At 42.6% G+C, this 26,515-nt stretch carries 24 protein-coding genes and 1 riboswitch; of the genes, 10 read left to right on the top strand and 14 right to left on the bottom strand.

The genetic code is table 11. The features are described 5' to 3' along the window. Positions 1-26: 26 nt before the first annotated feature. Complete coding sequence (locus B9T36_RS12370; protein ID WP_086209772.1) at positions 27-1,595, bottom strand: sensor histidine kinase; 1,569 nt, start codon at positions 1,593-1,595, stop codon at positions 27-29. A 22-nt stretch (positions 1,596-1,617) separates the two neighbouring features. Next, positions 1,618-2,253 carry a response regulator gene (locus tag B9T36_RS12365; protein ID WP_086209771.1) on the bottom strand — a complete coding sequence of 212 codons (636 nt, stop codon included), beginning with the start codon at positions 2,251-2,253 and terminating at the stop codon, positions 1,618-1,620. Positions 2,254-2,467: 214 nt separating this feature from the next. Here B9T36_RS12365 and B9T36_RS12360 point away from each other — a divergent pair, with 214 nt between their 5' ends. Then, positions 2,468-3,520 carry a serine hydrolase gene (locus B9T36_RS12360; protein WP_139841364.1) on the top strand — a complete coding sequence of 351 codons (1,053 nt, stop codon included), beginning with the start codon at positions 2,468-2,470 and terminating at the stop codon, positions 3,518-3,520. Positions 3,521-3,605: 85 nt separating this feature from the next. On the opposite strand, the gene thrC is transcribed toward B9T36_RS12360, so the two are convergent. The 4 genes from thrC to xerD form a co-directional block, all read right to left on the bottom strand. Beyond that, the gene (thrC, locus tag B9T36_RS12355) at positions 3,606-4,745 is read right to left on the bottom strand and encodes a threonine synthase (RefSeq protein ID WP_058868731.1); all 1,140 of its coding nucleotides are present in this window, start codon (positions 4,743-4,745) and stop codon (positions 3,606-3,608) included. 64 nt (positions 4,746-4,809) lie between these two features. Then, positions 4,810-6,114, bottom strand: a complete 1,305-nt coding sequence (locus B9T36_RS12350; protein ID WP_086209769.1) for a homoserine dehydrogenase — start codon at positions 6,112-6,114, stop codon at positions 4,810-4,812. Between the two features lie 129 nt (positions 6,115-6,243). After that, a complete protein-coding gene (locus B9T36_RS12345; RefSeq protein ID WP_086209768.1) occupies positions 6,244-7,053 on the bottom strand; it encodes a DsbC family protein in 810 nt (269 codons plus the stop codon). 127 nt (positions 7,054-7,180) lie between these two features. Next, entirely contained in the window at positions 7,181-8,098 is a 918-nt protein-coding gene (gene xerD / locus B9T36_RS12340) for a site-specific tyrosine recombinase XerD (RefSeq protein ID WP_086209767.1), read from the bottom strand. A gap of 174 nt (positions 8,099-8,272) precedes the next feature. On the opposite strand from xerD, the gene B9T36_RS12335 reads away from it, so the two are divergent. The 5 genes from B9T36_RS12335 (at position 8,273) to ftsW (ending at position 13,390) form a co-directional block, all read left to right on the top strand. After that, positions 8,273-8,533, top strand: coding sequence for a FeoA family protein (locus tag B9T36_RS12335; RefSeq protein WP_213033328.1), 261 nt, complete (start codon positions 8,273-8,275; stop codon positions 8,531-8,533). Continuing rightward, positions 8,530-10,389 (top strand): ferrous iron transporter B, encoded by a 1,860-nt coding sequence (feoB, locus tag B9T36_RS12330; protein ID WP_086209765.1) that lies wholly within the window; start codon positions 8,530-8,532, stop codon positions 10,387-10,389. The genes B9T36_RS12335 and feoB overlap by 4 nt, the downstream gene beginning before the upstream one ends. Positions 10,390-10,416: 27 nt before the next feature. Continuing rightward, positions 10,417-10,668 (top strand): DUF6587 family protein, encoded by a 252-nt coding sequence (locus B9T36_RS12325; RefSeq protein ID WP_086209764.1) that lies wholly within the window; start codon positions 10,417-10,419, stop codon positions 10,666-10,668. Between the two features lie 159 nt (positions 10,669-10,827). Continuing rightward, positions 10,828-12,174 carry a UDP-N-acetylmuramoyl-L-alanine--D-glutamate ligase gene (gene murD / locus B9T36_RS12320; protein ID WP_086209763.1) on the top strand — a complete coding sequence of 449 codons (1,347 nt, stop codon included), beginning with the start codon at positions 10,828-10,830 and terminating at the stop codon, positions 12,172-12,174. 19 nt (positions 12,175-12,193) lie between these two features. Further along, on the top strand, positions 12,194-13,390 hold the full coding sequence (ftsW, locus tag B9T36_RS12315; RefSeq protein ID WP_086209762.1) for a putative lipid II flippase FtsW: 1,197 nt from the start codon (positions 12,194-12,196) through the stop codon (positions 13,388-13,390). A 219-nt stretch (positions 13,391-13,609) separates the two neighbouring features. Here ftsW and gluQRS read toward each other — a convergent pair whose 3' ends face one another. The 6 genes from gluQRS to B9T36_RS12285 form a co-directional block, all read right to left on the bottom strand. After that, positions 13,610-14,530: a tRNA glutamyl-Q(34) synthetase GluQRS gene (gene gluQRS / locus B9T36_RS12310; RefSeq protein WP_228147002.1), complete on the bottom strand. Its 921-nt coding sequence runs from the start codon at positions 14,528-14,530 to the stop codon at positions 13,610-13,612. Positions 14,531-14,532: 2 nt separating this feature from the next. Then, positions 14,533-15,060 (bottom strand): RNA polymerase-binding protein DksA, encoded by a 528-nt coding sequence (gene dksA / locus B9T36_RS12305; RefSeq protein ID WP_004692816.1) that lies wholly within the window; start codon positions 15,058-15,060, stop codon positions 14,533-14,535. 208 nt (positions 15,061-15,268) lie between these two features. Continuing rightward, positions 15,269-16,066, bottom strand: coding sequence for a 3',5'-cyclic-AMP phosphodiesterase (gene cpdA / locus B9T36_RS12300; protein ID WP_086209760.1), 798 nt, complete (start codon positions 16,064-16,066; stop codon positions 15,269-15,271). Between the two features lie 10 nt (positions 16,067-16,076). Then, positions 16,077-16,697, bottom strand: coding sequence for an NUDIX domain-containing protein (locus B9T36_RS12295; RefSeq protein ID WP_086209759.1), 621 nt, complete (start codon positions 16,695-16,697; stop codon positions 16,077-16,079). Between the two features lie 75 nt (positions 16,698-16,772). Beyond that, a complete protein-coding gene (gene thiC / locus B9T36_RS12290) occupies positions 16,773-18,665 on the bottom strand; it encodes a phosphomethylpyrimidine synthase ThiC (RefSeq protein WP_086209758.1) in 1,893 nt (630 codons plus the stop codon). Between the two features lie 144 nt (positions 18,666-18,809). Continuing rightward, positions 18,810-18,936, bottom strand: a riboswitch (TPP riboswitch). A gap of 78 nt (positions 18,937-19,014) precedes the next feature. Next, positions 19,015-20,067, bottom strand: a complete 1,053-nt coding sequence (locus B9T36_RS12285) for a hypothetical protein (protein ID WP_086209814.1) — start codon at positions 20,065-20,067, stop codon at positions 19,015-19,017. 579 nt (positions 20,068-20,646) lie between these two features. Here B9T36_RS12285 and phoU point away from each other — a divergent pair. Next, a complete protein-coding gene (gene phoU / locus B9T36_RS12280; protein WP_004692799.1) occupies positions 20,647-21,363 on the top strand; it encodes a phosphate signaling complex protein PhoU in 717 nt (238 codons plus the stop codon). Positions 21,364-21,810: 447 nt separating this feature from the next. Here the strand turns inward: phoU and B9T36_RS12275 are convergent, their stop codons facing one another. After that, a complete protein-coding gene (locus B9T36_RS12275) occupies positions 21,811-22,083 on the bottom strand; it encodes an oxidative damage protection protein (protein WP_004978611.1) in 273 nt (90 codons plus the stop codon). Between the two features lie 12 nt (positions 22,084-22,095). Continuing rightward, entirely contained in the window at positions 22,096-23,529 is a 1,434-nt protein-coding gene (gene argH / locus B9T36_RS12270) for an argininosuccinate lyase (RefSeq protein ID WP_004692796.1), read from the bottom strand. Between argH and B9T36_RS12265 the strand changes: the two genes are divergently transcribed. The 3 genes from B9T36_RS12265 to hemC all read left to right on the top strand — a co-directional run bounded on the left by B9T36_RS12265 (position 23,520) and on the right by hemC (position 26,504). Continuing rightward, the gene (locus tag B9T36_RS12265) at positions 23,520-24,674 is read left to right on the top strand and encodes a sensor histidine kinase (RefSeq protein ID WP_162900308.1); all 1,155 of its coding nucleotides are present in this window, start codon (positions 23,520-23,522) and stop codon (positions 24,672-24,674) included. The two genes, argH and B9T36_RS12265, sit on opposite strands and share 10 nt — an antisense overlap. 50 nt (positions 24,675-24,724) lie before the next feature. Further along, positions 24,725-25,465, top strand: coding sequence for a LytR/AlgR family response regulator transcription factor (locus B9T36_RS12260; RefSeq protein ID WP_086209756.1), 741 nt, complete (start codon positions 24,725-24,727; stop codon positions 25,463-25,465). A gap of 118 nt (positions 25,466-25,583) precedes the next feature. Beyond that, complete coding sequence (gene hemC / locus B9T36_RS12255) at positions 25,584-26,504, top strand: hydroxymethylbilane synthase (protein WP_086209755.1); 921 nt, start codon at positions 25,584-25,586, stop codon at positions 26,502-26,504. Positions 26,505-26,515 lie beyond the last annotated feature (11 nt).

Genomic DNA, 26,515 nt, shown 5'->3' with positions numbered 1-26,515 from the left:
TTTTTTTCCACGCTTAACCCCGAAAATTACACGTCATTGTTTATACGAGGGCATTCAATCCGAAAGCATGCCCCTATTTTTTGTTCTACATAGTATAGCTTAGCTTGGTTGGCTTCGCAGAAACTATGGGATAAATATAATCCTAAACCAGTTCCATTGATTGAGGTACTGAAAAACGGTTGAAACAAGGTCGTTTGATCCTGAGTGGCGACCCCGTCTCCAAAATCGCAAACCTCAATGTGAACAAGGTTTTTATAGCTATAGACGCGAATTTGAATATGTTCAGCTTCCGTTGCATTATGCCGGATGGCATTTCGAATCAGGTTGATCAGCACTTGTCTCAGTTGTTGTTCGTCGAACTGAATATAAGCTTGATCCGAAATACGGCAGTCAATTTGCTCTTTGACATCGGGCAAATCTTCAATGATAAAACGTTCTAAAAAAGCTGCGACATCAATTAAAGTCGGATAGGTTTCTTTACTTCGTGCCATGCTCAGTGTGTCGCCGATAATTTTATCAATCCGTGAAGCTTGTTTGGCAATCATGTTATGCAATAGTTCTTGTTGTGGGCCATTGACTTGCATCAGTTCATTGGCTTGAGTGATGGCTGCCAAAGGATTGCGAATTTCATGTGCAATGCTGGCAGAAAGTTGGCCCAGTGCAGCCAGTTTGAGTTGTTGTACGCGTTGATTAATTTTTTGTGCGTCTTGCAGCACAAACAAAGTCAGCGTTTGATTCGGGACTTGTAGTTTTTGAATTTCGATTTGAATTTGAAAGCGACTCAACTGTGATTTAAATTGGAATTTTTCCCCATTTTTCAGTTGGTCGAATTTGAGTAGCTCGAATAAATCAGGTTGTGCTTTATACAAAGGGTATTTGTCATTGGCATAAATCGGAGAAATACCCAAGAGTGCACATGCTGCAGGGTTACTGAGTACAATATGGCAGTTTTCATCGAGAACCAAATAACCCAGCTCGGTTTGCTCAAGAATATAACGGTTAATATTTTGCAGTTGATCTAATTCTTGAGATTGGTAAAAGTTTATGTTTTCAAGGAACTGGAAGCGTCGAACAGCAATTTGACCTGACCCATACACCACAAAAAATAAAAAGGCGAGCACTGCACTATTGCCAATGGTGTTGAGTGAACTAATTGAAAATAATGTCCCAATAAAATGCTGATAAACCAGTGTAATCACTGCGATCAAAGTAATGATGAGCGCTTTTTGTTTATCCACCAATAAGGAAGAGGCAAAAATCGTGATCACAAATAGTAAACTTAATTGTAAGTTAGGGCCATCTGTGGCGAAGGTGAGTAAACTGAGACTGACAACATCGACAATGAACAGTAAGGTAAGCTGAAGCGGAATATGTGTCCGTATATTCTTGAGGCTCAGGAGCTGAAAAGCACTGATAAAAATAAAGCCAATCAGTACATAGCGATATAGTGCTGGATACTGGTAGTTTGAAAACAGTTGCGCATAGGTCAGTAAAAATACCAGCAGTAAACAACAGCCAATAAACAGTCGATACGACGCATACCAAATGCCTAAGCGGTATTGGTTGAGTTGAATATTGCTATTGTGTCGAGCCATGTCGGTCTTTAGAGAGCAGACATTAGGGTTTGATCAGCCCGTAACGAATCGCTAAGTGAGTGAGTTTTACATCGCTGTCGATGTTGAGCTTTTCAAAAATGCGATAACGATAGGTATTGACTGTTTTTACACTGACAAAAAGTTTATCAGAAATTTCCTGCGCACTGATGCAATTCACCACCATCATCGCGACCTGCATTTCACGTTCAGACAAGGCATCAAAAGGTGACGTCTGTGTATCGGATAGATAAGAACTGGCCAGTTGCTCAGCAATATCAGCACTGAAATATTTACCGCCTTGCATCACTTTATTGATGGCACGAACCATTTCAGTTACAGGTGCGCCTTTGGTAATGTAACCTTTAGCCCCAGCTTTGAGTAATAACGATGGATAAGGCTCTTCCGCTAAACCGCTGACGGCTAAAACTTTAGTGTCAGGTGCGGTTTGTAGTAAACGGCGTGTCGTTTCTACCCCACCAATCCCAGGCATGTTGACATCTAATAAAACGACATTCGGATGATGTTGACGAACAAGGTTAATGGCTTCTTCACCAGATTCAGCTTGGCCAATGACTTGAACATCGGCATGGTCCTCGAGCATTCGACAAATCCCTGTACGCACTAACTCATGGTCATCTACTACTAAAACTGTGATCACCTAGCACTTCCTCACTATAAAAACCATATTTTTTGTTACATAAAGCAAAATAAGCTTGCAATGAAACGACAAAATTAGCAATCCTATTCTTAGGCTTATTTGAAAAGATATGCGCACTGTTGATGGCAATGCTATTCGCATTGTGTACAAATGTAAGGTAATGGGCGTGGATACGCAAATGTATCTTATGGGTTATGAAGTTGAGTGAATAAAAGTGAAAAAATCAAATAAATTTTTAATGCATCTATTGGGATGGTCAATTGTAATGACCAGCAGTACCCATAGCTTTGCAGACTTGGTGGTCAACCCAGGTTCGGGATCGAGCCAAGCAACTATGAGTTGGTCTGCTGCGGATGCAGAACAGCTTCTTAATGATCAGATGATGGAAGATCCTGAGGAGTACGCTCCGCAGGGTTCAACAAAAGTCACCACCAGTATTCGAAGCTCAAATGGTGTTGTTACCAATAGCACAGCTAAAACTGCACAAATTTTCGATACATCGAAATATTCTAACCAACCAACTGTCAATGCACGTGCAGCATTAGTCATGGATGGCAATACTGGGGAGGTGCTGTACAGTAAAAACAGTAATACTGCTCTGCCAATTGCGTCCATTACCAAATTGATGACCGCGGTGGTGATTTCAGATGCACGTTTAAATATGTCTGAAAACATTACTTTACAGCAAGCAGACTTTTCGTGTTCAGGCTGTAAAAGTTCAAGTTCATCTCTACGTGCGGGTGATAGTATGAACCGTGCAGAGGCTTTGTTATTTGCTTTAATGAAGTCAGAAAATCCTGCAGCATCAGCACTTGCTCGGACTTATCCAGGTGGACGTTCAGCTTTTGTTGCTGCGATGAATGCCAAAGCAAAATCTTTGGGCATGAATTCAACGCATTATATGGAGTCAACAGGTTTACATCCCGGTAATGTGGCTTCAGCACGTGACTTGGGTATTTTGGTTAATGCTGCATCACAATATGGTCTGATTCGTCAGTTCTCAACCACAGCAAGCTATGATTTTAACTTGGGTTATCGTGTATTAAAATCAAATAATACCAATGCCTTAGTTCGTAATGGTGGCTGGAATATTAATATTTCAAAAACAGGTTTCATTAATGAAGCTGGTCGTTGTGTGGTGATGCATACCACTTTAAATAACCGTCCAGCAGTGGTGGTATTATTGGGTGCGGACTCCTCTGCAGCACGTACCAATGACGCAACGCGCCTAATGAACTGGGCCAGCCAATTACCAAAACGTATTTAACCTGACTTTGTTTTTGTTCACTCAACAACAAAAATTGAGGCACAAAAAAGCCCTGCATATGCAGGGCTTCTTCTTTTAACTCAGCTTACATATTCGACAAAATTGAATCACGAACTTGTTCTAAAGTTGCATCAATTGAAAGCATAACTGCGTCAGAACATTGCTTGATCGCAGTATCAGGATCTTTTAGACCATTACCTGTCACGGTACAGACAATCACAGAACCTTCTGCAATTTTACCGGCTTTGATGTCACGGATTGCGCCACCAATAGATGCTGCAGAAGCAGGTTCTACAAAGACACCTTCATACATTGAAAGTAAACGCTGTGCTTCTAAAATTTCTGCATCAGTCAGTTCGTCAAACCAACCTTGAGAGTCACGAACCACTGCTTTCGCATGGTTCCAGCTTTGTGGGTTACCAATACGAATTGCTGTTGCAACTGTTTCAGGGTTTTCAACGGGTGCACCACGTAAGAAAGGTGCAGCACCTGCTGCTTGGTAACCCACCATGGTTGGTAGGCCTTCAGGTTTTGGACCTGTGAATTGATCAGTTTCAGCATTGTAAATCACTTGCTCAAATTGATCTGCAGGTTGATTGGCAACTGCTTCGGTATAACCCATCCAGTGTGCAGTAATGTTTCCTGCGTTACCTACTGGTAGGCAGTGGTAATCTGGTGCACGACCTAACTCATCGACGATTTCATAAGCAATGGTTTTTTGACCTTGCAAACGGTATGGGTTGATTGAGTTGACGATGGTTACTGGCGCTTTATCTGCAATTTCTTTAACCAGACGCATACCGTCATCAAAGTTACCGCGAATTTGCATGGTGATCGCACCATACATCATCGCTTGTGCCATTTTACCCATGGCAATTTTGCCTTCAGGGATTAAAACGAATGCTTTGATGCCAGCACGTGCAGCATAAGCTGCTGCCGCTGCAGAGGTATTCCCTGTAGATGCACAAATAATCGCTTTTGAGCCTTCTTCAACGGCTTTGGTGACTGCCATGGTCATACCACGGTCTTTAAATGAACCAGTCGGGTTTAAGCCCTCGTACTTCACATAAATTTCAACATTTTTGCCAATTAAACGTGGAATGTTCTCAAGTTTAATCAGTGGCGTATTACCTTCACCCAAAGAAATAGCGCGAGTAGTTGCAGACACTGGTAAACGGTCGCGATAACGGTCAACTAAACCAGTATAACGATTGGCATTCGACATGATGATGTTCCAATTGTGTGTAGAGCTTGGTGAGGGGAGAACAAGCGCCTTTCCCTCAACCCGATTAATTATCAAGCGATTCTAAACGAATTCGCACGATTTCGCCATGAATGACGGGTAAGGCTTGAATTTGAGCAAGAGCCTCATCCATTTTTGATTCTTTGACTGGATCAGTCAAAATCACGATTGGAATCAGGTCTTTTAAGCGAGATTGCTGCATGATGGCATCAATACTAATACCAGCACGGCTTAGAATTGTGGTGACATCGGCCAAAACACCTGTTTGATCTTCAGCATTAATACGGATGTAGTAGCCTGTGGTCATTTCTTCACGTGGCAGAATAGGTAAGTCTGCTAATGCTTCAAAAGCCAATTGCGGAATTGTTCCTGCACCATCTTCGGTATAAGAAATGTCACGGACAATATCAATCACGTCTGCAACCACGGCAGAAGCAGTTGGGCCTGCACCTGCACCTGCACCGTAATACAATGTTGGGCCGACAGCATGTGCTTGAACCAATACGGCATTCTTCACACCGTTCACATTGGCAATCAATTGCTCTTCAGGAATCAACGTTGGATGTACACGGAGTTCAATGCCGTTTTCAGCACGACGGGCAATACCCAAGTGTTTGATGCGGAAACCCAGTTCTTCAGCATATTTTACATCTTGCGCAGTGACCTTGCTAATGCCTTCTGTAAAGACTTTATCGAATTGAAGCGGGATACCAAAGGCAATAGATGCCAATAGTGTCAGTTTGTGCGCAGCATCAATTCCTTCAACGTCAAAGGTTGGATCTGCTTCGGCATAGCCGAGTTCCTGCGCTTCTTTGAGCACATCTGCAAAAGCACGACCTTTTTCACGCATTTCAGTCAGGATGAAGTTTCCTGTCCCGTTGATAATACCTGCTAACCAGTCTATACGGTTGGCAGCTAAACCTTCACGCATGACTTTAATGATCGGAATACCGCCTGCAACCGCAGCTTCATAGGCGATTTGCACCGCATTGTCATCCGCTAGTTTGAACAGCTCATTGCCATGTTCAGCCAGTAAGGCTTTGTTTGCTGTAACGACTTGCTTACCGTGAAGAATGGCTTCCTTAATCACTTCATAAGCAGGGTGGATGCCACCCATAACTTCAACCACAACGTCGACATCAGGTTGACGCACAATATCTAACAAATCTGAGCTTTGTTTAATACTTGGATCAAGCTCTAAATCTGGACGTGGACGACGTGTGCCGACATAGGTAATTTGAATTTCTCGACCGGTGCGACGTTTAATCTCAGCAGCATTTTCTTTTAGTAGTTTAAGGGCACCACCACCCACAGTACCAAGACCGAGGATTGCCAGACGAACTGGTTTCACGTCACACTCCAATTTACTTATAAATATTAAATCAAGCTTAGATCATAGCTAAAAAAACTGTGAGACTCTAGGAAAGAAATAACTTTATGTTTAACTATAAATATTAGTTAAATAACAAATAAAAATTAGTTATTTAAGTCGATTTAATAATTCACTTGGTGTCAAATAGCCACCGAGATATTCACCATCTTCGTTATAAATCGCAGGCGTACCATTTACACCCATGTTTAGACCTAATTGGTATTGATCCCGCACTGGATTTTTACAAGTTGCAGGTGGCAGTTGAACACCTGAAATGGCTTGATCAAACGCAGCTTGACGGTCTGCACTACACCACACGCTTTCCATAGCAGGCATGAACTGCTCGCCACGTGGCCATGCAATGTAACGCACCTCGACACCTTGAGCTGTGATTTCAGGGATGTGCTCATGCAGTTTATGGCAGTAAGGACAACTGGCATCGGTAAAGACATAAACCACATGTTTGGTCTTGCCTTTGGCTTTATAAACCAGTAGATCTTCAGTTTTCAGTTCTGCTAATAGCTTTTTATTGGCCTCAGCCTGTAGGTTATCACTAACATTGTGGAGGGTTTTATCGCCTAAGCGAATCACATCCCCTTGGATAATATATTTGCCGTCTGCTGTGGTATAGACAGAACTCATTCCTTCAAGATTCACCCAAAATAGGTTGGGTACTTCGGTGGCTTTAATATCAATGATTTTGGCATTGATGTTGGCTGTTTTGAAATGCTTTTGAAGCGTGTCAATTAAACGTTGTTTCGCATTGCGTTCCGACAATGTCGATGCTTCACCCGTGGCCGGAGCGCTTGCTGTTAAAGAGTCTTGTTTTTTTTCTTCAGTATTGTTTGAACATGCTGTGACCAGAACAGAGGAGGCAAGGACACAGGCAATGAACAATGGCTTACGGGTAAATAACATAGATAACCCTTTTTCTTTTGACTTTATAAAAACAGAGCGCCAAGCATAGCAAAAAAAGCAGAAGACTCGGTAATACTTCGTTGCCTTCCTGCTAAAAATAGTCTTCCATGCATATTTGTTAATGGCTTTAAGCACGTGGATGATGCATGGCATGCAGTTGCTGCATACGCACTTGTGCGACATGGGTATAAATTTGTGTTGTCGACAGATCACTGTGTCCTAGGAGCATTTGTACCACACGCAAGTCCGCACCGTGATTGAGTAAATGGGTTGCAAAAGCGTGGCGTAAGGTGTGTGGCGAGAGTTCTGCTTGAATCCCTGCTTGTAAGGCATAGCGTTTAATGGCGTACCAAAAATTTTGCCGACTCATAATGCCCCCATGTTGAGTGAGAAACAGATAGTCGGTTGCAGATTTATATAACTGTGGGCGAGACTCTTGCAGATATTTCTCGACCCATTCCACTGCGATTTGCCCTAAAGGCACCAGTCGTTCTTTATTGCCTTTACCTGTAATTCTTAAATAGCCTTGTTTTAAATTGATTAAGTCTAGGCGGAGGTTCAGTAGCTCAGATACACGTAGCCCACAAGCATACAATACTTCAAACATGGCACGATCACGCAGTCCGAGAGCGGTTTCAATATCGGGTGCTTGAATCAGGGCATCGACATCTTGTTCAGATAAATCTTTAGGCAGTGCGCGGCCAATTTTGGGCGTTTTATGCAGTGCGACGGGGTTGTCGGAGCGTAGTTTTTGTTCCCGTAAAAACTTAAAAAAAGAACGCATGGCGGATAGACAGCGCGCAATTGAACGTGGACTTTTGCCTTGTTTCGTAAGTGCCAGTAAAACATCAGCGATATCATCACTGCTCCATTCGGGCATGCTCACAGCACAGCACTCACTACATTGTAGTAAGTCGGAAAGATAAGCATTTCGCGTATGCGGACTGACAGTTTGTGCAATGAGGTAATCTTTAAAGCCATGTAAAAAGCTGAGCTGGGTTGGAATTTGAACAGGCGCAGGTATACGCGGTTTTTTATTTAGCATAACTTTTCAGCACATCAGCAAAAAATACAAAACAATGATTGGGGTTTATTCAATGTAGTGTAATCATTCTCGCTTGTCGATGTGTTATAACAGATGCGAATCATTATCGAATCTGATTTGGTAATTATTCTCATTTGTTTGTATACTGTTCAAAATATTAAAGGGTTGGATGCGGTGCGTTTATCTGATTTAAAAGTCAAACAAACTGCCATCATTAGCAAAGTGAATCGTACTTTGGATGGCGAAGCTCAGACTGACTTGGTGGCTAGTCGTCTTGAAACACTAGGATTTGTTGCAGGTACTAAAGTACAGGTGATTACCAAAGGCGTTTTTGGAGGCGATCCCATTTTAATCCAAGTGGGTTTTACACGTTTCGCCCTAAGAAAAGTTGAAGCTGAAAAAATTGAAATTCAAGTCGAAGGAGCACCTAGATGAGTGATGCCTTGCGTGTTGCCCTTGTAGGTAATCCTAACTGCGGTAAAACTTCGTTATTTAACCATCTGACTGGAACCCGTCAAAAAGTCGGCAACTACGCGGGTGTAACGGTTGAACGTAAAGTTGGTCAGTTTAGTTTGCCTTCAGGTCAAGCGGTTCGCGTTCTGGACTTGCCAGGGACGTATAGCTTAGATGCGACCAGCCCTGATGAAATGATTACCCGTGACGTGGTGATGGGGAAAATTGCTGATGAAGGTCAGCAAGATGCTTTCTTGTGCGTTGTTGACGCAACCAACCTCAAACTTCACCTTGGTTTAGTGATTGAACTGATTGCATTGGGTCGTCCAATGTTAATCGTTTTAAACATGATGGATGAAGCACGTCGCCGTGGGATGCAAATCAATACCCAAAAGCTTTCTGAGCGTTTGGGTGTGCCCATTGTTGAAACCGTTGCAGTACGTAACTCGGGTATTGAAAGTCTCCTCAGTGCTTTAGAGCAGGGCAAATATGCTGTGCCTTATACTGAGTTGACAGGTTTAAAAGGTGATACGGCGCATCAGAAGGTTGAGAATGTATTGCACGATGTGGTGCAGTATGTTGATGAAGAAGACAAACGAACAGATTTTCTGGATAAAATTTTCTTGCATCCTGTTCTCGGTTTAGTCAGCCTCGCTGTGATGATGTTTATTATTTTCCAAGCGGTTTTTGCTTGGGCAGCGCCGTTTATGGATGGGATTGAAACTTTCTTTGGCTGGTTGGGTGAAACCGCAGGTGGGGTGATTAGTCAACCTTTACTCAACAGTTTGGTGGTGGATGGAATCATCGCAGGTGCAGGTGGTGTGGTGGTATTTTTGCCACAGATTCTGATTCTATTCTTCTTTATTTTAGTGTTGGAAGAATCAGGTTATTTGCCACGTGCTGCATTCTTGCTGGATAAACTGATGTATAAGGCAGGTCTTTCAGGACGTGCCTTTATTCCACTCTTGTCTAGTTTTGCTTGTGCGATTCCGGGCATCATGGCTTCACGAACCATCAGCGATCCCCGTGACCGTTTGACCACGATTTTTGTTGCACCGTTGATGACTTGCTCAGCACGGTTGCCTGTATATGCATTATTGATTGCAGCATTCATCCCCAATCAAACCGTTTGGGGCTTGTTCAACCTACAAGGCTTGGTGTTGTTCGCTTTATATATGGCAGGGATTGTGAGTGCACTGTGTGTATCTTTCGTTCTGAAATTCTTCCAGAAAGACAAGTCACAACATATGTTGATGATGGAGTTACCAAGCTATCGTTTCCCTGACTTGAAGAATATTTGGATTGGTTTACTTGACCGTGCCAAGATCTTCTTACGTCGTGTAGGTGGTATCATTTTCGCCTTGTCTATTTTGCTGTGGTTCTTGTGTACTTTCCCGCAAGCCCCTGAAGGCGCGACTTTACCTGAAATTGATTATTCATTTGCAGGCATGCTTGGTCATTTACTGCAACCGATTTTTGCGCCACTGGGCTTTAACTGGCAGATTTGTATTGCTTTGATTCCAGCCATGGCGGCCCGTGAAGTGGTGGTGGCAGCTCTAGGTACGGTATATGCCTTATCTGCTGTCGATGATGATGCCATGTCACAAGGCTTGGCTTCACTGATCAGTAGTGGTGGTGAGCTCGGTTGGTCGGTAGCGACAGGACTATCTTTACTGGTGTGGTTTATTTATGCACCGCACTGTTTGGCTACCTTAGCGACGGTCAAACGTGAAACAGGTTCATGGAAAACCGTGAGTTTTATGACCATTTACTTGTTTGGTTTGGCTTATTTAATGTCATTCCTGACCTATCAAATTGCAACGCATTATTTGGGCTAATCAGTGTAAATAGGCGAGGAGATTGAGATGATTGAAGTTCTAATTGTTGCTGCTCTAGTGATCTGGAGTGCGGTGGTGGTGTTTAAGAAAGTATTTCCTCAGACATCAGGTTCAGTTTTCACATCCTTGGCGGAGCTATGTGAAGCACGCGGTTGGACGCGTTTAGCAGCGTGGTTAAAACCTGCGATGTCTGGTGGGTGTGGTGGAAATTGTGCCTGCCCAGCGACAGAAGACAGCAGTGCGAAAAAGCCTGAAGTTCAGGCGGTGAAGTGGAAATAAAACGATTTCTACTCACAAATAAAAAAGCCGTCCGATAGGGACGGCTTTTTTACGCACTGACACAAAAAAAGTGCGGGAAAGTCAAAACAGAAAAAGCATTCAAAACAGCAAAGTGCTAACATTTCCGCAGATAAATTTCAGACCAAGCATGGGGCGAAAATGTTAATACAACGTGGTGGACTTAAGGTCGTTGCAGGACTCGGTATTTCAGGTGTTGCAGCGGTCAATTTTTTACATAACCAAGGCTACCGCGTTGCAGTAACGGACTCTCGATCGACCCCGCCCGGTCATGACCAAATTCCAGCAGAGGTACAAACCAGTTTTGGTCAGTTTGACGCAGAGCTGTTGTTGTCTGCTGAAGAAATCATTATTAGTCCTGGGCTTGATCCGAAACTACCTGAAATTCAAGCTGCGATTGCCAAAGGCATTCCTGTGGTGAGTGAGATTCAGATTTTACGCCGTGCAACCGATAAACCGATTATGGCGATTACAGGCTCTAATGCAAAAAGTACAGTGACGACCTTGATTGGGCTGATGGCGGAACATGCAGGTGTGAAAGTCGCGGTGGGAGGCAATCTTGGCCGTCCAGCTTTAGACTTAACCAAGGATGATCCAGACCTATATATTTTGGAGTTATCCAGCTTTCAGTTAGAAACCACATCAAATTTACAGGCTGAGGTTGCGGTGGTACTGAATATGAGTGAAGACCATCTTGACCGTCATGGCGATATGATGGGTTATCACACCGCGAAGCATCGTATTTTCCAAGGTGTGAAAAAAGTTGTTCATAACCGTGATGACTCTCTCACTCGTCCTTTGGTACCTGATGCTACACCAATGCAAAGCTTTGGTTTAAATGCTCCTGATATGAATCAGTACGGTGTGTTAAGAGATGATGATGGTACGATTTGGTTGGCTCGTGGCCGCACACGGTTATTGAATAGTGCAGAGATGTATATTCAAGGCACACACAATGTTGCCAATGCTTTAGCCTGTTTAGCTTTGGGTGAAGCGATTAATCTTCCGCTTGAGTCGATGTTGGAAACGCTGAAAAGCTTTAAAGGCTTAGAGCATCGCTGTGAGTTTGTGAAAGACGTTGAGGGGGTCCGTTACTATAATGACTCTAAAGGAACCAATGTCGGCGCAACTTTAGCTGCAATTGATGGCTTAGGTGCAGCAATTGCGGCCAAAGGTGGCAAAGTTGCGATCATTTTAGGTGGTCAAGGTAAAGGGCAAGACTTTAGTGCCTTACGTGAAGCTTTGAGCAAATATGTGAAAGTGGCGGTATTGATTGGTGAAGATGCAGTATTGATTGAAAAAGCCGTGGCAGGAACAACGCCTTTACTGCATGCTGACACTTTAGAGCAGGCGGTTGCACTTTGCCAACAACATACCCAAGCCCACGATGTCGTGTTATTGTCACCTGCATGTGCAAGTTTTGATATGTTCAGTGGTTACCCACAGCGCGGACATCAGTTTGTCGCTTGTGTGCAAGAACTCCACTAAAAATAATAAGGAAATTGAGATGGCTGAGTTTGCTCAGACAACGATCAATAAAATTAACCAGTTTTATAGCCGTTGGGCGCCACGTGTACCCAGTGAAGTGACACCGCGTAATGTATTGATCTTTTGTGTGATAGCGTTGTTGTGTTTAGGCTCGATCATGGTAGCTTCGGCTTCTATGCCGTATGCTGAACGCCTTCATGAGAATTCATTCCACTACGTATTGCGTCATGGGATTTCCATTGTTGTGGCGGGTGTTTTAGCCTACGCCGTCTACCGAATACCGCTCAATGTCTGGTTTAACAATACTTTTCCGTTGTGGATCTTAACCATTTTACTGCTGGCCGCGGTATTGGTTGTTGGTACAGAGGTGAATGGTTCGACCCGCTGGATTCGTGTTGCGGGCTTCACCTTGCAGGCCTCTGAGGTCGCCAAAGTAATGATGGCGATTTTCACGGCGGACTATGTGGTACGCCGTGCTGAAGAGGTAAGGAACAACATCAAAGGCTTGATCCGTCTCGGCATCATTATGCTGTTGACGGTGGGTTTGATTATTGCGGAGCCCGACTTAGGTGCAACCGTAGTGATTAGCTTGATGATGCTCGGCATCTTCTTTCTTGCTGGCGCACCCCTCATTCAGTTTGGTATGGCTTTTGGTGCAATCTTTGCGGCCTTTGTCTTTTTGATTGTGTTTGAGCCTTACCGTTTTGAGCGCTTAATGTCGTTTTCTAACCCTTGGGAAGACCCACTAGGTACGGGTTATCAGCTTTCCAATGCCTTGATGGCCTTTGGGCGTGGGGAGTGGTTTGGTGTAGGGCTTGGGCATAGCGTGCAGAAAATGGCGTATTTACCAGAAGCTCATACTGACTTCATGCTGGCTATTTTAGGTGAAGAGTTTGGTTTTTTCGGAATTACGACAGTCTTAATTCTGTCCTTTACCATGTTGGTATGTTGTATCAAAATTGGTCATCGTGCACTGAAAAACCAGTACCTGCGTGCGGGGTATTTGGCTTATGGGGTGTCGATTATTTTCTTACTGCAAATTTTGGTCAATGCAGGTATGAATATGGGGATGCTCCCAACCAAAGGTTTGACCCTGCCTTTCATTAGTTATGGTGGTTCATCTCTGATTATGTGCGCAGTGATGATTAGTTTGATTTTAAAAATTGATGCCAGCACACAAAGCACTAACCCAACGAAAGAAGAATCAAGCTTCTAAGCTTGATTCTTCTTTCATCATGTTATTTGCATACTGGACATGTTTTTTATTATGCGAATAGCGTTTGAGCTGTTCCTGAATTCTGTTTTTCATCAGTGCATTTATCCCTCATGCTTTTATGATGGATATAACTGTAATGGTTTACATCAGTTTTGAATTTGCTTTAATTGAAACGTTGAATGCTATGCCTAGTGTTGAGTTTCTGCCGTAATCGTTTTGCTATACATAAGTGCCGTGCAGGGTAGTGCAATGCGGAATCAGCGAAACATCCCATTGTGCGATGGCTTGTTGCAACATTTGTTCAGGGTGGTCTAACTCGACAGCTGGCTGATTTAAAGCGCGTATCGCTTGAGCGAGTAGAGCAGGTGCTTGGTTGAGATCGAGTGCATGTGCCATGTTTTGTTTAGACAGTTTTTGCCCTTGATCATTCATGGCTAAAGGCAGATGCATATAGTTAAGATGCGGGTAATTTAAGAGCTGACCTAAATAAATTTGTCGCTCGGTATTGTCTAAAAGGTCTGCACCACGAACCACATGGGTGATACCTTGTAGGTAGTCATCTACTACGACTGCTAACTGATAGTTGATAATGCCATCACGGCGTTTCAGTACAAAGTCACCGAGCTCATGTGCTAGCTGCGAGCAGTGTCTGCCTTGCAGCGCATCATTAAAACAAATCTCGAGATCTTCCACTTTGACGCGAATGGATTGTTGCTCAAAAGGCAGAGCAAGGTCACGGCAAGTACCTGCATAAATGTGATTAGAACCGAGCATTTTGCGGGTGCATTGACAGGCATAGACCAGTTGGAGTTGATGCAATTGTTGAATGACGTTTTCGTATAGATCGAGACGATCTTTTTGGAAAATGATCTCTGCATCGGGTTGAAAGCCGAAAGCTTCGATACAACGCAAGATATGGCTTTCACTGCCAGGATAAATGCGGGGAATGTCAGTGTCTTCAATGCGTACTAACCATAAGCCCTGATGTGCTTTTGCTTCGCAATAACTGGCAACGGCTGTAATGAGTGAACCAAAATGCAAAGGGCCGGTTGGCGATGGCGCAAACCGACCCACATAAGCCATCCTGTTGTCCCCCTCCTTTTGTAAAGGAGGGGTTGGGGGAGGATTATTAAATAACATGATTAACCGTTATTTTGCTTCTCTTTGATTTCTGCTAACGTTTTGCAGTCAATACATAAAGTTGCAGTTGGGCGAGCCTCTAAACGGCGCAGACCAATTTCGATACCACAGGTTTCACAGAAACCATAGTCGTCGTTTTTAATCGCTTCAATTGATTGTTCGATTTTGCGGATGAGTTTACGTTCACGGTCACGTGTACGTAGTTCAATTGCAAACTCTTCTTCTTGTGTCGCACGGTCATTCACATCAGGCAAAGCGGTGTTTTCGTCTTGCATGGTGTTGAGTGTACGGTCAACTTCTGACATCAACTCTGCTTTCCAAGCCAATAAGATCTGGCGGAAGTGCTCCAGCTGACCTTCAGACATGTATTCTTCATTTTTTTTCGGCTGATAAGGTTCAATACCAAATAAGCTAGCAGTAGAACCACCGTCAGTCGCTTTGGGCTTAGTTTTGCGCACGCGTTTTGTAGATTTTTCATCTACAACATCAGTTTGTTCGTCTAAGACAGTATTTTGGTTGTCATTCGCCATTTAGGGCAATCCTCATCATATACGTATTCAATACGCAAAAAATATGGTGATATGCAAGTGTTTTTATCCACCCTCGAGTAGATTCCACCCTCGGGGGTCGTCATCATATAGACTTTTTAAGTATTTTGATAGTCTTTGATGTTTGGATTAAATTGATCACTTTTTCGTAAGAGCAACTAAGGTAATTGAAAACGAGAAAAATGAAAAGTTAATAACCTGAAATTTCAACATTTATTTTTTGTTGCGCGTGTGACACGCGCTGTACCTGTGTTTCGTGTGTTCCATCTGCATTTAATTGTAAAATACGATAACCAGGTGCTTGCTCATCTAAAGCAAAATGATCACTTAAAGGCTTAAATTGCACACTGGTTGAAGGTGTCGAATAAAACTGAATATTGTGCCATTCACGCCATGATTCTTGATGGACATGACCTGATAAGACAATTTTGACATTGGTATGTCGTGCCAACACAGCAGTGAGGTCTGGGGTATTCTTGAGTTTATGCTGATCAATCCATTTGGACTGCATTTCAAAGGGATGATGATGACAAGCAATCAGAATATGCTGTTGTGCAAAATCTTGTAAAATCTGTTCCAACTGAATCAACTGAGCTTCATCCACCCATCCATCAACTTTTCCTTTTACTGCGCTATTGAGTAAGACTACGCTCCACGGACCAAAGTGAATAACGTGAGCTTTATTCTGTTGCTCATGAAAAGGGAAGTGTTCAATATTGTCATGATTGCCAGGCACTTGGTAAAACGGCGTCTTTAAACTTTGCATAAAGTCTAGATAGCGCTGATAAGTCCGAGGCACGGGAACCTGTGCCAAGTCGCCTGTATGGACGATGGCATCAATTTTTGGATGGCGTTCAACAATGTGTTGCATCACATGATGAAAGCTTTGCTCTGGATTCATATGTACAAATTCCAAATGATCTTGATCCATCAAGTGCGTATCGGAAATTTGGACAATGATCCAATTTTTTTCATTATTTAAAGTCATGTCTGACCCCTTAGACATTCCTTGTCGTTTTAATCTGTTGTTGTAGCCATTGCAAGGCCATTATGACAGGCGCATTTCTGAGCCGACCATTGGAAAGTAATGTGCCAATCTGCGCATAATCAATTAGGTGCAATAAAATGTTCTCACCTTCATCTGGCATACCGAAGACACCGCCTTGTTCAGGTAAATTGGCTGCAGCACTATACAGATGGAACAGTTCAGCACAGGCACCCGCAGAAGGATAGAAGCTGAACAGATGTTGTAATTGTTCAATCTGACAACCTGATTCTTCTAGTGCTTCGCGACGAATACAACTTTCGGGTGATTCATCTCCATCTAAAACCCCTGCAATAATTTCTAGCTGCCAAGCTGAATCTTGGTCATCCATAGCGCCGATACGAAACTGTTCAATCAGTGCAAATTTTTGTTGTGTATCGTCATAAATCAAGACACCAGCCGCTTCAGGGCGCTGAATGAGCTCACGTGAAATCACAGAGGTGTACTCAGTTTGATTAAACAGACGATGACGTAAATTTACTTTTTCTACTTGGATAAAACCCCGAAACAGAAAGGTTCTGTCTACAATTTGGACATCTTCACGGTGATATGTAGCTTGCTTAATTATGTTCATAAAGCTCAATCAGGATGAAATTTATCACTTCATCCTAACTGAGAATCGCATGATTACAAAAGGTTTTTTATGAACTTACACTTTTTGGTACAAGTTTTGTCCTGTTGCATGGAACTGTTTTTTCATACTATTGAGGCCTGATTCAACCTCTTCTTGCTGAATTTTATTCAGTTCAGTGTTCTGTTTATTTTGTGCATAATCCCTGACGTTTTGGGTGATTTTCATCGAACAAAACTTCGGACCGCACATCGAACAGAAGTGTGCAGATTTGTGTGCTTCTTTTGGCATAGTCTCATCATGCATGCTACGCGCCGTGTCTGGATCAAGGCTTAAATTAAACTGATCTTCCCAGCGGAACTCAAAACGTGCTTTAGACAGGGCATTGTCACGGACTTGCGCACCCGGATGACCTTTGGCCAAATCTGCCGCATGCGCTGCAATTTTATAGGTGATGATGCCATCTTTGACATCTTTCTTGTTCGGCAGGCCCAAGTGTTCTTTGGGGGTGACATAACACAGCATGGCAGTCCCGTACCAACCAATCATCGCTGCACCAATCGCAGAAGTAATATGGTCATAACCTGGGGCAATATCGGTGGTCAATGGACCTAAAGTATAGAAGGGCGCCTCTTGGCAAACTTCAAGTTGTAGATCCATGTTTTCTTTGATCATATGCATAGGCACATGCCCTGGTCCTTCAATCATCACCTGAACATCATGTTTCCACGCACGATGAGTGAGCTCACCTAATGTGCGTAACTCAGAGAATTGTGCTTCGTCATTGGCATCTTGAATACAACCTGGACGTAGACCATCACCGAGACTAAATGACACGTCATAGGCTTTCATGATTCCGCAGATTTCATCGAAATGTGTGTAGAGGAAGTTTTCCTGATGATGGGCCAAACACCACTGCGCCATGATCGAACCGCCACGAGAGACAATGCCAGTGAGACGATTTGCAGTCATCGGTACATAACGTAATAAGACACCCGCATGAATGGTGAAATAGTCTACACCTTGCTCCGCTTGCTCAATTAGTGTGTCTTTGAAAATTTCCCATGTGAGGTCTTCCGCAACCCCATCGACTTTTTCTAAAGCTTGATAGATAGGCACAGTACCAATCGGAACAGGTGAGTTACGGATAATCCACTCACGGGTTTCATGGATATTTTTACCGGTCGATAAGTCCATGATGGTGTCTGCACCCCAACGGGTTGCCCACGTCATTTTTGCGACTTCTTCATCAATTGAAGAGCCAAGAGCCGAGTTACCAATATTGGCATTGATTTTCACCAAGAAGTTTCGACCAATGATCATCGGTTCAATTTCAGGGTGGTTAATATTGGCAGGAATAATCGCACGTCCTTCAGCCACTTCTTTACGCACAAACTCAGGTGTGATTTCCATCAAGTTATGCGCGCCAAAGTTTTGCCCCACGTGCTGACGTGCATCGACCCCTTCACGCTGACGTTGATTTTCACGAATAGCGATGTATTCCATTTCAGGCGTAATGATGCCTTGTTTAGCATAATGCATCTGCGTGACATTGTGGCCCGCTTTGGCACGACGTGGTTTTTGAATATGCGCAAAGCGAATCTCAGCGGTACGAATATCCCGTAAACGTTCTTGACCAAAGCTTGAGCTGAGGCAGTCTAATATTTCAGTATCGTCGCGCTCTTCAATCCAAGTTTCACGGACATTTGGTAGGCCTTTATTCAGATCAATACTGACATTGCTATCGGTATATACGCCAGAGGTGTCATATACCATGACAGGCGGATTGTACTCACCGCCTAAGCCTGTTGGGGTTTCGGTCAGTTCAATCTCACGCATGGGGACTTGAATGTCTGGGCGCGAACCTTGGATATAGACTTTTTTAGAGGCAGGCAAGATACGGGTCAGGTCTTTGGCATCTTGTTCATGTTGTGCTGAAATTTCAGCGGAAAGATTCGTTAAATGGTTCATTGCAATGATCCTTATGAATGACATCAACGAATCAAGCACGACCAAAAACGATGGCAATTGAAACTATTTCTATGTGTTGTTGATTTGTGGATACAAATGCAACGAATGTATTTCTACTGGAAATAGTTCAATGAAAGGCGTTCAGTTTTTAGATGGCTTGATTCCTACGCAGGTCTTAACCTGATCAGGTTCAACGGTACTCATCTTCAAAACTTCATAAAAAGCTTTAGATGATCTCAGCGAGTTGTTACTCGCGCTCCGTCAAGCGATGCATCATCTTAACATGCATGTTAAGCAAAAACAGCGATCTTTTTACTCAAAATATGAGCACAATTTGAGAGCGTATATGTTAGCGGTTCAGGCAAATGGCATCACTTAAGCAGTCTTTGCCTTGGTCGGGTTGAACCATACGGAGTTGAATAAAGTGAGCGAGTTGAGTTTGTAATAATTGCTCTGCACCTAAACGCTGCGGATGAGTGGAAGCAGGCAAGATGATTTGAGCTGTTCTTTGTTCAGGGCTAAGTTCAATAAATTTCAAAAATAAACGTGCATGATCGGTGACTACTGAATTTTTGAGTTCAGCAAGACGCTCAATTTCCTCTAAATAACTGCTTTGTACGGTATAGCCATCATAAACAGCTTGAGTATTTGGTCCAATAAACAGCAAGGTGCTATATAGATTCAATAAATGGCGGGCATCTTGATGATAGCTACTTTGAGGATATTGTTTTAAATAACTTTCCCAATACAATGCACGATCTGCAATTTCTTTAGCATCAATTTTAACTTGATGGTCGATCACGGCAGGGTACTGATTTTGTGCTGCTAAATGTTCAATAAACGCTTGCTCTGCAACAGGTAAATAGGGTGCAAAAATTTTAGCTAAATATTCAGGGCTGCGGCGGTAATGGACTTCCCCTTCGCCTGCGTCGAATAACTCCACATAAGATTGGCCTTGATGTTTGATTAAGTATTGGTCACGAAGCGTTAATTGTTCAAAAAGACTCTGTTGAATGGTCGGGTGCTGTGCCATTTCTAAAGCATAACTTTCAAAAGCACGTTGTTGCTGTGGCGTACGATCGACGGCTAAGAAGTCACTGTACATTTTATTAGATAAACTCAATAAATGTTTTTGCTGTTGGAAATCAAGTAAAGGTAGACATAGTTTCAAGTCTTGGTTGATTTGTTCTAAAGCAAAAGTGGTACGCTGAGCATCTATTTCGGACATGTTTTTGCCAATTTTTTGGCACAAATCTGTGAGATCCATCGTTTGTGACGAAGACGCTTCAATTCTAGCTGGTTCCTGAAAACTCACTGGCTCTGGTTTCTGACAGGCAGCCAGCATTACGCACAAAAATATGAGCGTATATGTTTTAAGTGAAAAGAAAGAAAAATGATTCACAGCAACTCGATTTAGAAAACTCAGTTCAGCGACAACAAGATATAGAGACACTCCGTTTCTCCACGCCTCATTTTATAGAGGAATCAGATTTTTAATGTGTAGTATTGTGAATGAATGTGGTTCAGGGTTTATGACGCTGGAAAATATTTACTTCATAATGAATGCATTAAGATATGTCAGTGTAATGTATGCAATAAAAAATATACGAAACTAATAACAATTCGTTTGAATAAACTTTTGCTTTTGATGATGTTGGCGAAAGCTAAGTTGTGACAGGTGTAATTGAATTCGATGCATGTCAATTTGGTTAAAAGTTTAGTGCTAAAATGGACATTCATGGGGAAGGCATACTGTTTTAATCAAAATACAATGCGGATACTTGAAAGGTGATTTGCGCATTATCTTGCATTTAAAGGCATCTGTGGGTAAGTTGACTGACTATGAGATGCGAAAAATGAAAGCATTGTGGATCGACAAAACAAGCTCAGAATGAGCTCTTGTCATCAAATCTTCATAATTGATATGTTTTAATATCGCTCAAACTTTAGTCCCTCATGATGTTGCTGTGGAGTACGTCCTTTGCCAAATAGTCCTGTTTTAAACCATCACATTTCTTCACAGTTCAATGAAGATTTGCAGGATGTGAATACTAAATTTATGACCATGGGTGGTTTGGTAGAGCAACAAGTGGCAAATGCAATTCATGCTTTACTCGACACCGATGCCAACTTAGCGGTAGATGTACAGTTTAAAGACAATGCAGTGAATCAATTAGAGCGTGAAATTGATGAAGCATTGACCTTGATCTTAGCCCGTCGTCATCCTGCTGCGATTGATTTGCGTATGGTGATTGCAATGTCGAAAGCCAATACTGATCTAGAGCGTATTGGTGATGAGGCTGCGAAAATTGCTCGTATTGCGCAAAGTTTATGTGAAGATGGCGAATCACCACGTGGTTATATGGAAACGCGTCATATTGGTAACCAAGTTCGTGTCATGATTCATGATGCTTTAGATGCGTTCGCGCGTTTGGATGCTGAGCAAGCGTTACGGGTGATGATGGCCGATGCTGATATTGACCGTGAATATCAGTCTGCAACGCGTACTTTGATGACGTATATGATTGAAGACCCGCGTCATATTGCGCGCGTGATTAATGTGATGTGGGTATTACGTTCATTAGAACGGATTGGCGACCATGCGCGTAACATTTCTGAGCAAGTGATTTACATGGTGAAAGGCTTGGATGTGCGTCATACCAGTTTTGAAGAAGTTGAAAAACATATCCAAAAATAAAAAAAGCGAATTTTATTTTTCAAGCACAACTTCGGTTGTGCTTTTTTATGGTTGCTTAATTTTTGGATAAAAAAAATCTCAGATTTTGGGGGAAATCTGAGACTAAAATCGGGGATATTTATCGTTATAGATAAGAGGCTTCCCTCTATCCTTGAATGTCATTATAGGAAAGATGTTTTTCTGCGTCATGTAGGTTCTTGTAGTGTAATGTTGAGTTTTATACAGGTTCTGTAGCGCTATGTTTACACTCAATCATTTGGATACAAATAATCGGTTTAAACAGTAATTAAGTCATCCACGTGTCATCTATCTTCTTTTTTACTTTAGAGATTGATTTAGTCAATCGACATGCAAATAAAAAAAGAGTCCTTTTACAGACTCTTTCATGGCATTTGAAACGATGCGCTTCGCTTGTCTTACGGCGTGCTGGAGCAGTACTCCGCTTTATTACGCCTCAGGCTTTAGGCCTTCTGCTTTTTCTAAGCTTTCATCATTGTTAAAGAACTTCTCACGTTGTTCTTCAAGAAACTTTTTCGCATCTGGTTCAAACACATTTAGGCGCTTTTCATTGATTAAAGTGGTTTGGTGCTTTAACCATTCTCCCCAAGCTTGCTTGGAGATGCTTTCAAAAAGTTCTTGGCCTTTTGCACCTGGAAACGGTGCAAAGTCTAAACCTTCCATTTCTGTTTGATATTTACGGCAAAAAACTTGTCGAGTCATATCTAGACGTCCTTATTGAGCATAAAGTTTTTCTAAACGCGCATGGGCACGTTCAATGGCAGCTTCTACTTGCGCAGGTGCAGTTCCACCAATGTGGTTACGCGCATTGACTGACGCTTCAAGGGTCAGTGCTTTTTCAAATACATCAGCTTGAATTAAGTCAGAGAACTGTTGAAGTTGTTCTAAAGTCAATTCAGAAAGGTCTTTGGACTCTTGAACACCTAAAGCAACTGCTTTACCCACAATTTCATGTGCATCACGGAAAGCCACACCATTTTTAACAAGATAATCAGCCAAGTCGGTTGCGGTTGAGAAGCCACGAAGCGCTGCTTCACGCATGATGTCGATGTTTGGCACCAAAGCAGGAATCATGTCTGCAAAAGCCATGAGCGAGCCACGCACGGTATCAATCGCATCAAACAAAGGCTCTTTGTCTTCTTGATTGTCTTTGTTATACGCCAACGGTTGACCTTTCATGAGTGTTAACAAACTCATCAAATCGCCATAGACACGGCCTGTTTTACCACGTACTAACTCAGGCACATCTGGGTTTTTCTTTTGTGGCATGATGGATGAGCCTGTACAGAAACGGTCTGGAATGTTTACAAACTTAAATTGAGCAGATGTCCATAGAATGAGTTCTTCTGACATGCGTGATAAGTGCATCATGATCAGCGAAGCCGCAGCATTGAACTCAATACCGAAGTCACGGTCAGATACTGCATCAAGCGAGTTTTCAGAAACAGCTTCAAAACCCAGTAACTCTGCTGTAAATGCGCGGTCGATGGGGTAAGTGGTACCTGCCAGTGCTGCTGAACCTAAAGGCATACGGTTAGTACGTTTACGACAGTCAATGAGGCGCTCAGAGTCACGGACTAACATTTCAAACCATGCCAATAGGTGGTGACCAAAAGTCACAGGCTGTGCTGTTTGTAAGTGGGTGAAACCTGGCATAATGGTATGCGTGTTTTGAGCCGCAATACTCAAAATACCTTTTTGTAATTTTTTTAGTAATTCTAAAATGGCATCAATTTCATCGCGAACATAGAGGCGGATATCGGTTGCCACTTGGTCGTTACGGCTACGACCTGTATGGAGCTTTTTACCTGTGATGCCAATCCGTTGAGTCAAACGCGACTCAATATTCATGTGCACATCTTCTAGGTCAATACGCCATTCGAACTGACCCGCTTCAATTTCAGCTTGAATGGTGTTTAAGCCATTGATGATGTCATCACGTTCTTGTTCGGTCAGAACGCCAACTTTTGCAAGCATGGTCGCATGGGCAATAGAGCCTGCAATATCTTGTTTATAAAAGCGTTGGTCAAATTGTACAGATGCTGTAAATTCAGCAACAAAGGCATCAGTAGCTTCAGAGAAACGACCGCCCCACATACCCGAAGTTTGGGCTTGTGACGGATTTGAGGAATTAGAAGATGTGGTCATGTCGGCTCAATAAGATAAAAAGCGGTAGAACTCGCATGAGTATAACAAATTCAAGACAACTTGCCGAAGTTCAAGATGCGCAAAGTTTAACTTCCAGTATGACCAAGCCCAATATTTCCTATTTATTTAGTAAAATTGTGCAATGGCCACATTTGCTGGAGCTGTTTGTTGGTGGAAATTTGTTGGCTATGCTGTTGGCTTTGGCCGAAGCACAGTCTTGGTCAGCTTTGGTGTTTGGGCATGTGCTGAGTTATATGCTTTACATTAATTGGGTGTTGCTGTCGTTTACCGCACTGATGCAATATGCTCAAAAAAAGTTGCAAAATTTAAGTTTGGGTATGACTTTATTGTCAGGCTTTTTTTTATTACAGATCATTGTTTTGGCAACCACGCTGAGTCTTAATATACTGATCTTCTTTGGCATCAATTTTAGTCTCAAAGGTTTAACTTCGCCAGTTTTATTCGAGGATGTGGCGCTACATTTGGGTTATGGTCTGCTGTTGGGGACTTTTTGTTTTCGTTATCTATATTTAAGAGAGCAGTGGTTCAGGCAGCAACATAGTGAATTGAATGCGCGGGTACAAGCTATGCAAGCCCGTATTCATCCACATTTTTTGTTTAATAGTTTAAATAATGTTGTCAGTTTAATTGCGATTGATCCAGATAAAGCAGAGCAAATGCTACTCAACTTGTCGCGCCTGTTTAGAGCCAGTTTTCAAGAGCTGAAGTTGGTGAAGTTAAGTGATGAAATTGAGCTATGTCAACGCTATTTGGCAATCGAGCAAATTCGTTTGGGAGATCGTTTACAGGTTGAATGGAAAATCGAACATGCCGAGTTATGTCCGCAGGTACATATTCCACTCTTAACTTTACAACCTTTACTTGAAAATAGTATTTTTCATGGAGTTGAAAAATTTTTAACTAAGAGTACGATAAGTGTACTGATTGAAATATTGCAGAATCAAGTTAATATCGTGATAACTAACCCATTTACAAAGGAAACAATTCATAAACGACAGGGACATGGTATTGCCATTGAAAATGTGAAGCAGCGTCTAGAAGCATATTTTGGGCGTAGTGTCAGTTTTCAAACTTATGCAGGGGAAGGAATGTATACCACTGTTGTGCAGTATCAATATAAATAAGCCACAGTGAACCTATAAAAATAAACAAGGTGACTGTTGGGGGGAGATAAATGGACATCCTAATTTGTGATGATGAGCCTTTAGCAATTGAACGTTTATCTCGATTGGTGAGTCAGCTTGGACATCAGGTGGTGGCAACCGCATCGCATGGTCAACAAGCTATAGAACTCACTCAACAATATGAGCCAGACGTTGTACTTTTGGATATTCAAATGCCAGAAATGGATGGTTTAACCTGTGCGCATTTTTTGCGTCAGCTTGAGCCCATGCCTGCTTTGGTGTTTTGTACAGCTTACGATGAACATGCGCTTGACGCATTTAAGTCACATGCTGAAGGCTATTTATTAAAACCAGTGATGCAACAGGAATTGCAACAGGTGCTTGGTCACCTCACTAAATTAACCCAAGCTCAAATGAGCGAGATAAAACAAAAAGAAAATATGGACGAATTTAATGTAAAGCGACATCAAATCGCAGCGAAAACCTATCGTGGTGTGGAGTTGGTTCCTGTTGAAAATATTTATTATTTTTTAGCGGATCAAAAATACGTCACTGTCCGTCATAGAAATGGCAGTGTTTTAATTGATGAAACCTTAAAAGACTTAGAACATGAGTTTGGGGATGCCTTTATTCGCATCCACCGCAATGCTTTGGTTTCAGTTCACTTTTTAGAAGGGTTAGAGGTGGTTAACTCTGGACAGTATCAAGTGCGTTGCCGTGAGCTAGATGAACGTTTGGCAGTCAGCCGACGGCATTTGCCAGGATTGCGTGAGCGCTTACATAAGCTCTAACTTAAAGCCATCGGTAATGCTGCAAGAAATGAGACTCAGTGCTTTAGGCTGAATACATTTCCAATGGGGGAAATTCAGTTTAAGATAGTTTCATTCTTATTGGCACATACTAAAATTTATGAAAACCCTAAAGATCGCTACTCGACAAAGCCCACTTGCTCTTTGGCAGGCTGAACATATTCGTGCTCGTTTAGAAGCATTGCATGAGGGGCTCACCGTAGAGTTGGTAACTTTTGTTACTCAAGGGGACAAAATTTTAGATACGCCATTGGCAAAAATTGGTGGCAAAGGTTTATTTGTCAAAGAGCTTGAAGCAGCGTTATTGGATGGTCGTGCTGATTTGGCAGTGCATTCGATGAAAGATGTTCCAATGGCTTTGCCTGAAGGCTTATCACTGGCGGTCATCTGTGAGCGTGAGGACCCTTTAGATGCCTTTGTGTCGAATAGTTATGCGAGTTTTGAGGCATTGCCAGAAGGGGCAAAGGTTGGTACTTCGAGTTTGCGCCGTAAATGCCAAATCTTAAAACAACGACCAGACCTAGACATTATCGACTTACGCGGCAATGTGGGAACACGTTTATCTAAACTGGATGCGGGTCAGTATGATGCCATTATTTTGGCCAGTGCAGGATTAAAACGTTTGGGTTTGGCAGAACGTATCCGCCATACCATTCAACCAGAGTTGAGTTTACCTGCTGTGGGTCAGGGGGCTTTAGGGCTAGAGTGTCGTGGCAATGATCAAGTAGTCTTGGACCTGATTCATCCCTTACTACATCTAGAAACAGATACTTGTGTACGTGCTGAACGCGCTTTCAATGCTTATCTTGAAGGTGGCTGTCAGGTACCGATTGCAGGCTATGCCACTTTAGCAGATAACCGCATTCAGCTTGAAGGCCGCGTGGGCAGTGTCGATGGGCAAACCTTACTGAAAGCACAAGTGGCAGGTGATGCTGCTGAAGCAGAGCATTTAGGGGTTGTACTGGCGCAAGAGCTATTGGCACAAGGCGCTGGTGACTTGCTCAAAGCTTTTTATCATTAATATTAGTTACG

This window comes from Acinetobacter sp. ANC 4204 (assembly GCF_002135205.1).
Lineage (GTDB): Bacteria > Pseudomonadota > Gammaproteobacteria > Pseudomonadales > Moraxellaceae > Acinetobacter.
This window is presented reverse-complemented; position numbering and strand designations above follow the sequence as displayed.

Excerpts from the sequence above, each read along its gene's own strand:
- feoB (WP_086209765.1), top strand. The coding sequence starts at position 8,530 with ATGAGTGATGCCTTGCGTGTTGCCCTTGTAGGTAATCCTAACTGCGGT.
- B9T36_RS12345 (WP_086209768.1), bottom strand. The coding sequence starts at position 7,053 with ATGTTATTTACCCGTAAGCCATTGTTCATTGCCTGTGTCCTTGCCTCC.
- dksA (WP_004692816.1), bottom strand. The coding sequence starts at position 15,060 with ATGGCGAATGACAACCAAAATACTGTCTTAGACGAACAAACTGATGTT.
- B9T36_RS12295 (WP_086209759.1), bottom strand. The coding sequence starts at position 16,697 with ATGAACATAATTAAGCAAGCTACATATCACCGTGAAGATGTCCAAATT.
- thiC (WP_086209758.1), bottom strand. The coding sequence starts at position 18,665 with ATGAACCATTTAACGAATCTTTCCGCTGAAATTTCAGCACAACATGAA.
- gluQRS (WP_228147002.1), bottom strand. The coding sequence starts at position 14,530 with ATGTTATTTAATAATCCTCCCCCAACCCCTCCTTTACAAAAGGAGGGG.
- B9T36_RS12260 (WP_086209756.1), top strand. The coding sequence starts at position 24,725 with ATGGACATCCTAATTTGTGATGATGAGCCTTTAGCAATTGAACGTTTA.
- hemC (WP_086209755.1), top strand. The coding sequence starts at position 25,584 with ATGAAAACCCTAAAGATCGCTACTCGACAAAGCCCACTTGCTCTTTGG.
- thrC (WP_058868731.1), bottom strand. The coding sequence starts at position 4,745 with ATGTCGAATGCCAATCGTTATACTGGTTTAGTTGACCGTTATCGCGAC.
- xerD (WP_086209767.1), bottom strand. The coding sequence starts at position 8,098 with ATGCTAAATAAAAAACCGCGTATACCTGCGCCTGTTCAAATTCCAACC.
- B9T36_RS12265 (WP_162900308.1), top strand. The coding sequence starts at position 23,520 with ATGTGGTCATGTCGGCTCAATAAGATAAAAAGCGGTAGAACTCGCATG.
- B9T36_RS12275 (WP_004978611.1), bottom strand. The coding sequence starts at position 22,083 with ATGACTCGACAAGTTTTTTGCCGTAAATATCAAACAGAAATGGAAGGT.
- ftsW (WP_086209762.1), top strand. The coding sequence starts at position 12,194 with ATGGCTGAGTTTGCTCAGACAACGATCAATAAAATTAACCAGTTTTAT.
- B9T36_RS12325 (WP_086209764.1), top strand. The coding sequence starts at position 10,417 with ATGATTGAAGTTCTAATTGTTGCTGCTCTAGTGATCTGGAGTGCGGTG.
- murD (WP_086209763.1), top strand. The coding sequence starts at position 10,828 with ATGTTAATACAACGTGGTGGACTTAAGGTCGTTGCAGGACTCGGTATT.
- B9T36_RS12370 (WP_086209772.1), bottom strand. The coding sequence starts at position 1,595 with ATGGCTCGACACAATAGCAATATTCAACTCAACCAATACCGCTTAGGC.
- argH (WP_004692796.1), bottom strand. The coding sequence starts at position 23,529 with ATGACCACATCTTCTAATTCCTCAAATCCGTCACAAGCCCAAACTTCG.
- cpdA (WP_086209760.1), bottom strand. The coding sequence starts at position 16,066 with ATGACTTTAAATAATGAAAAAAATTGGATCATTGTCCAAATTTCCGAT.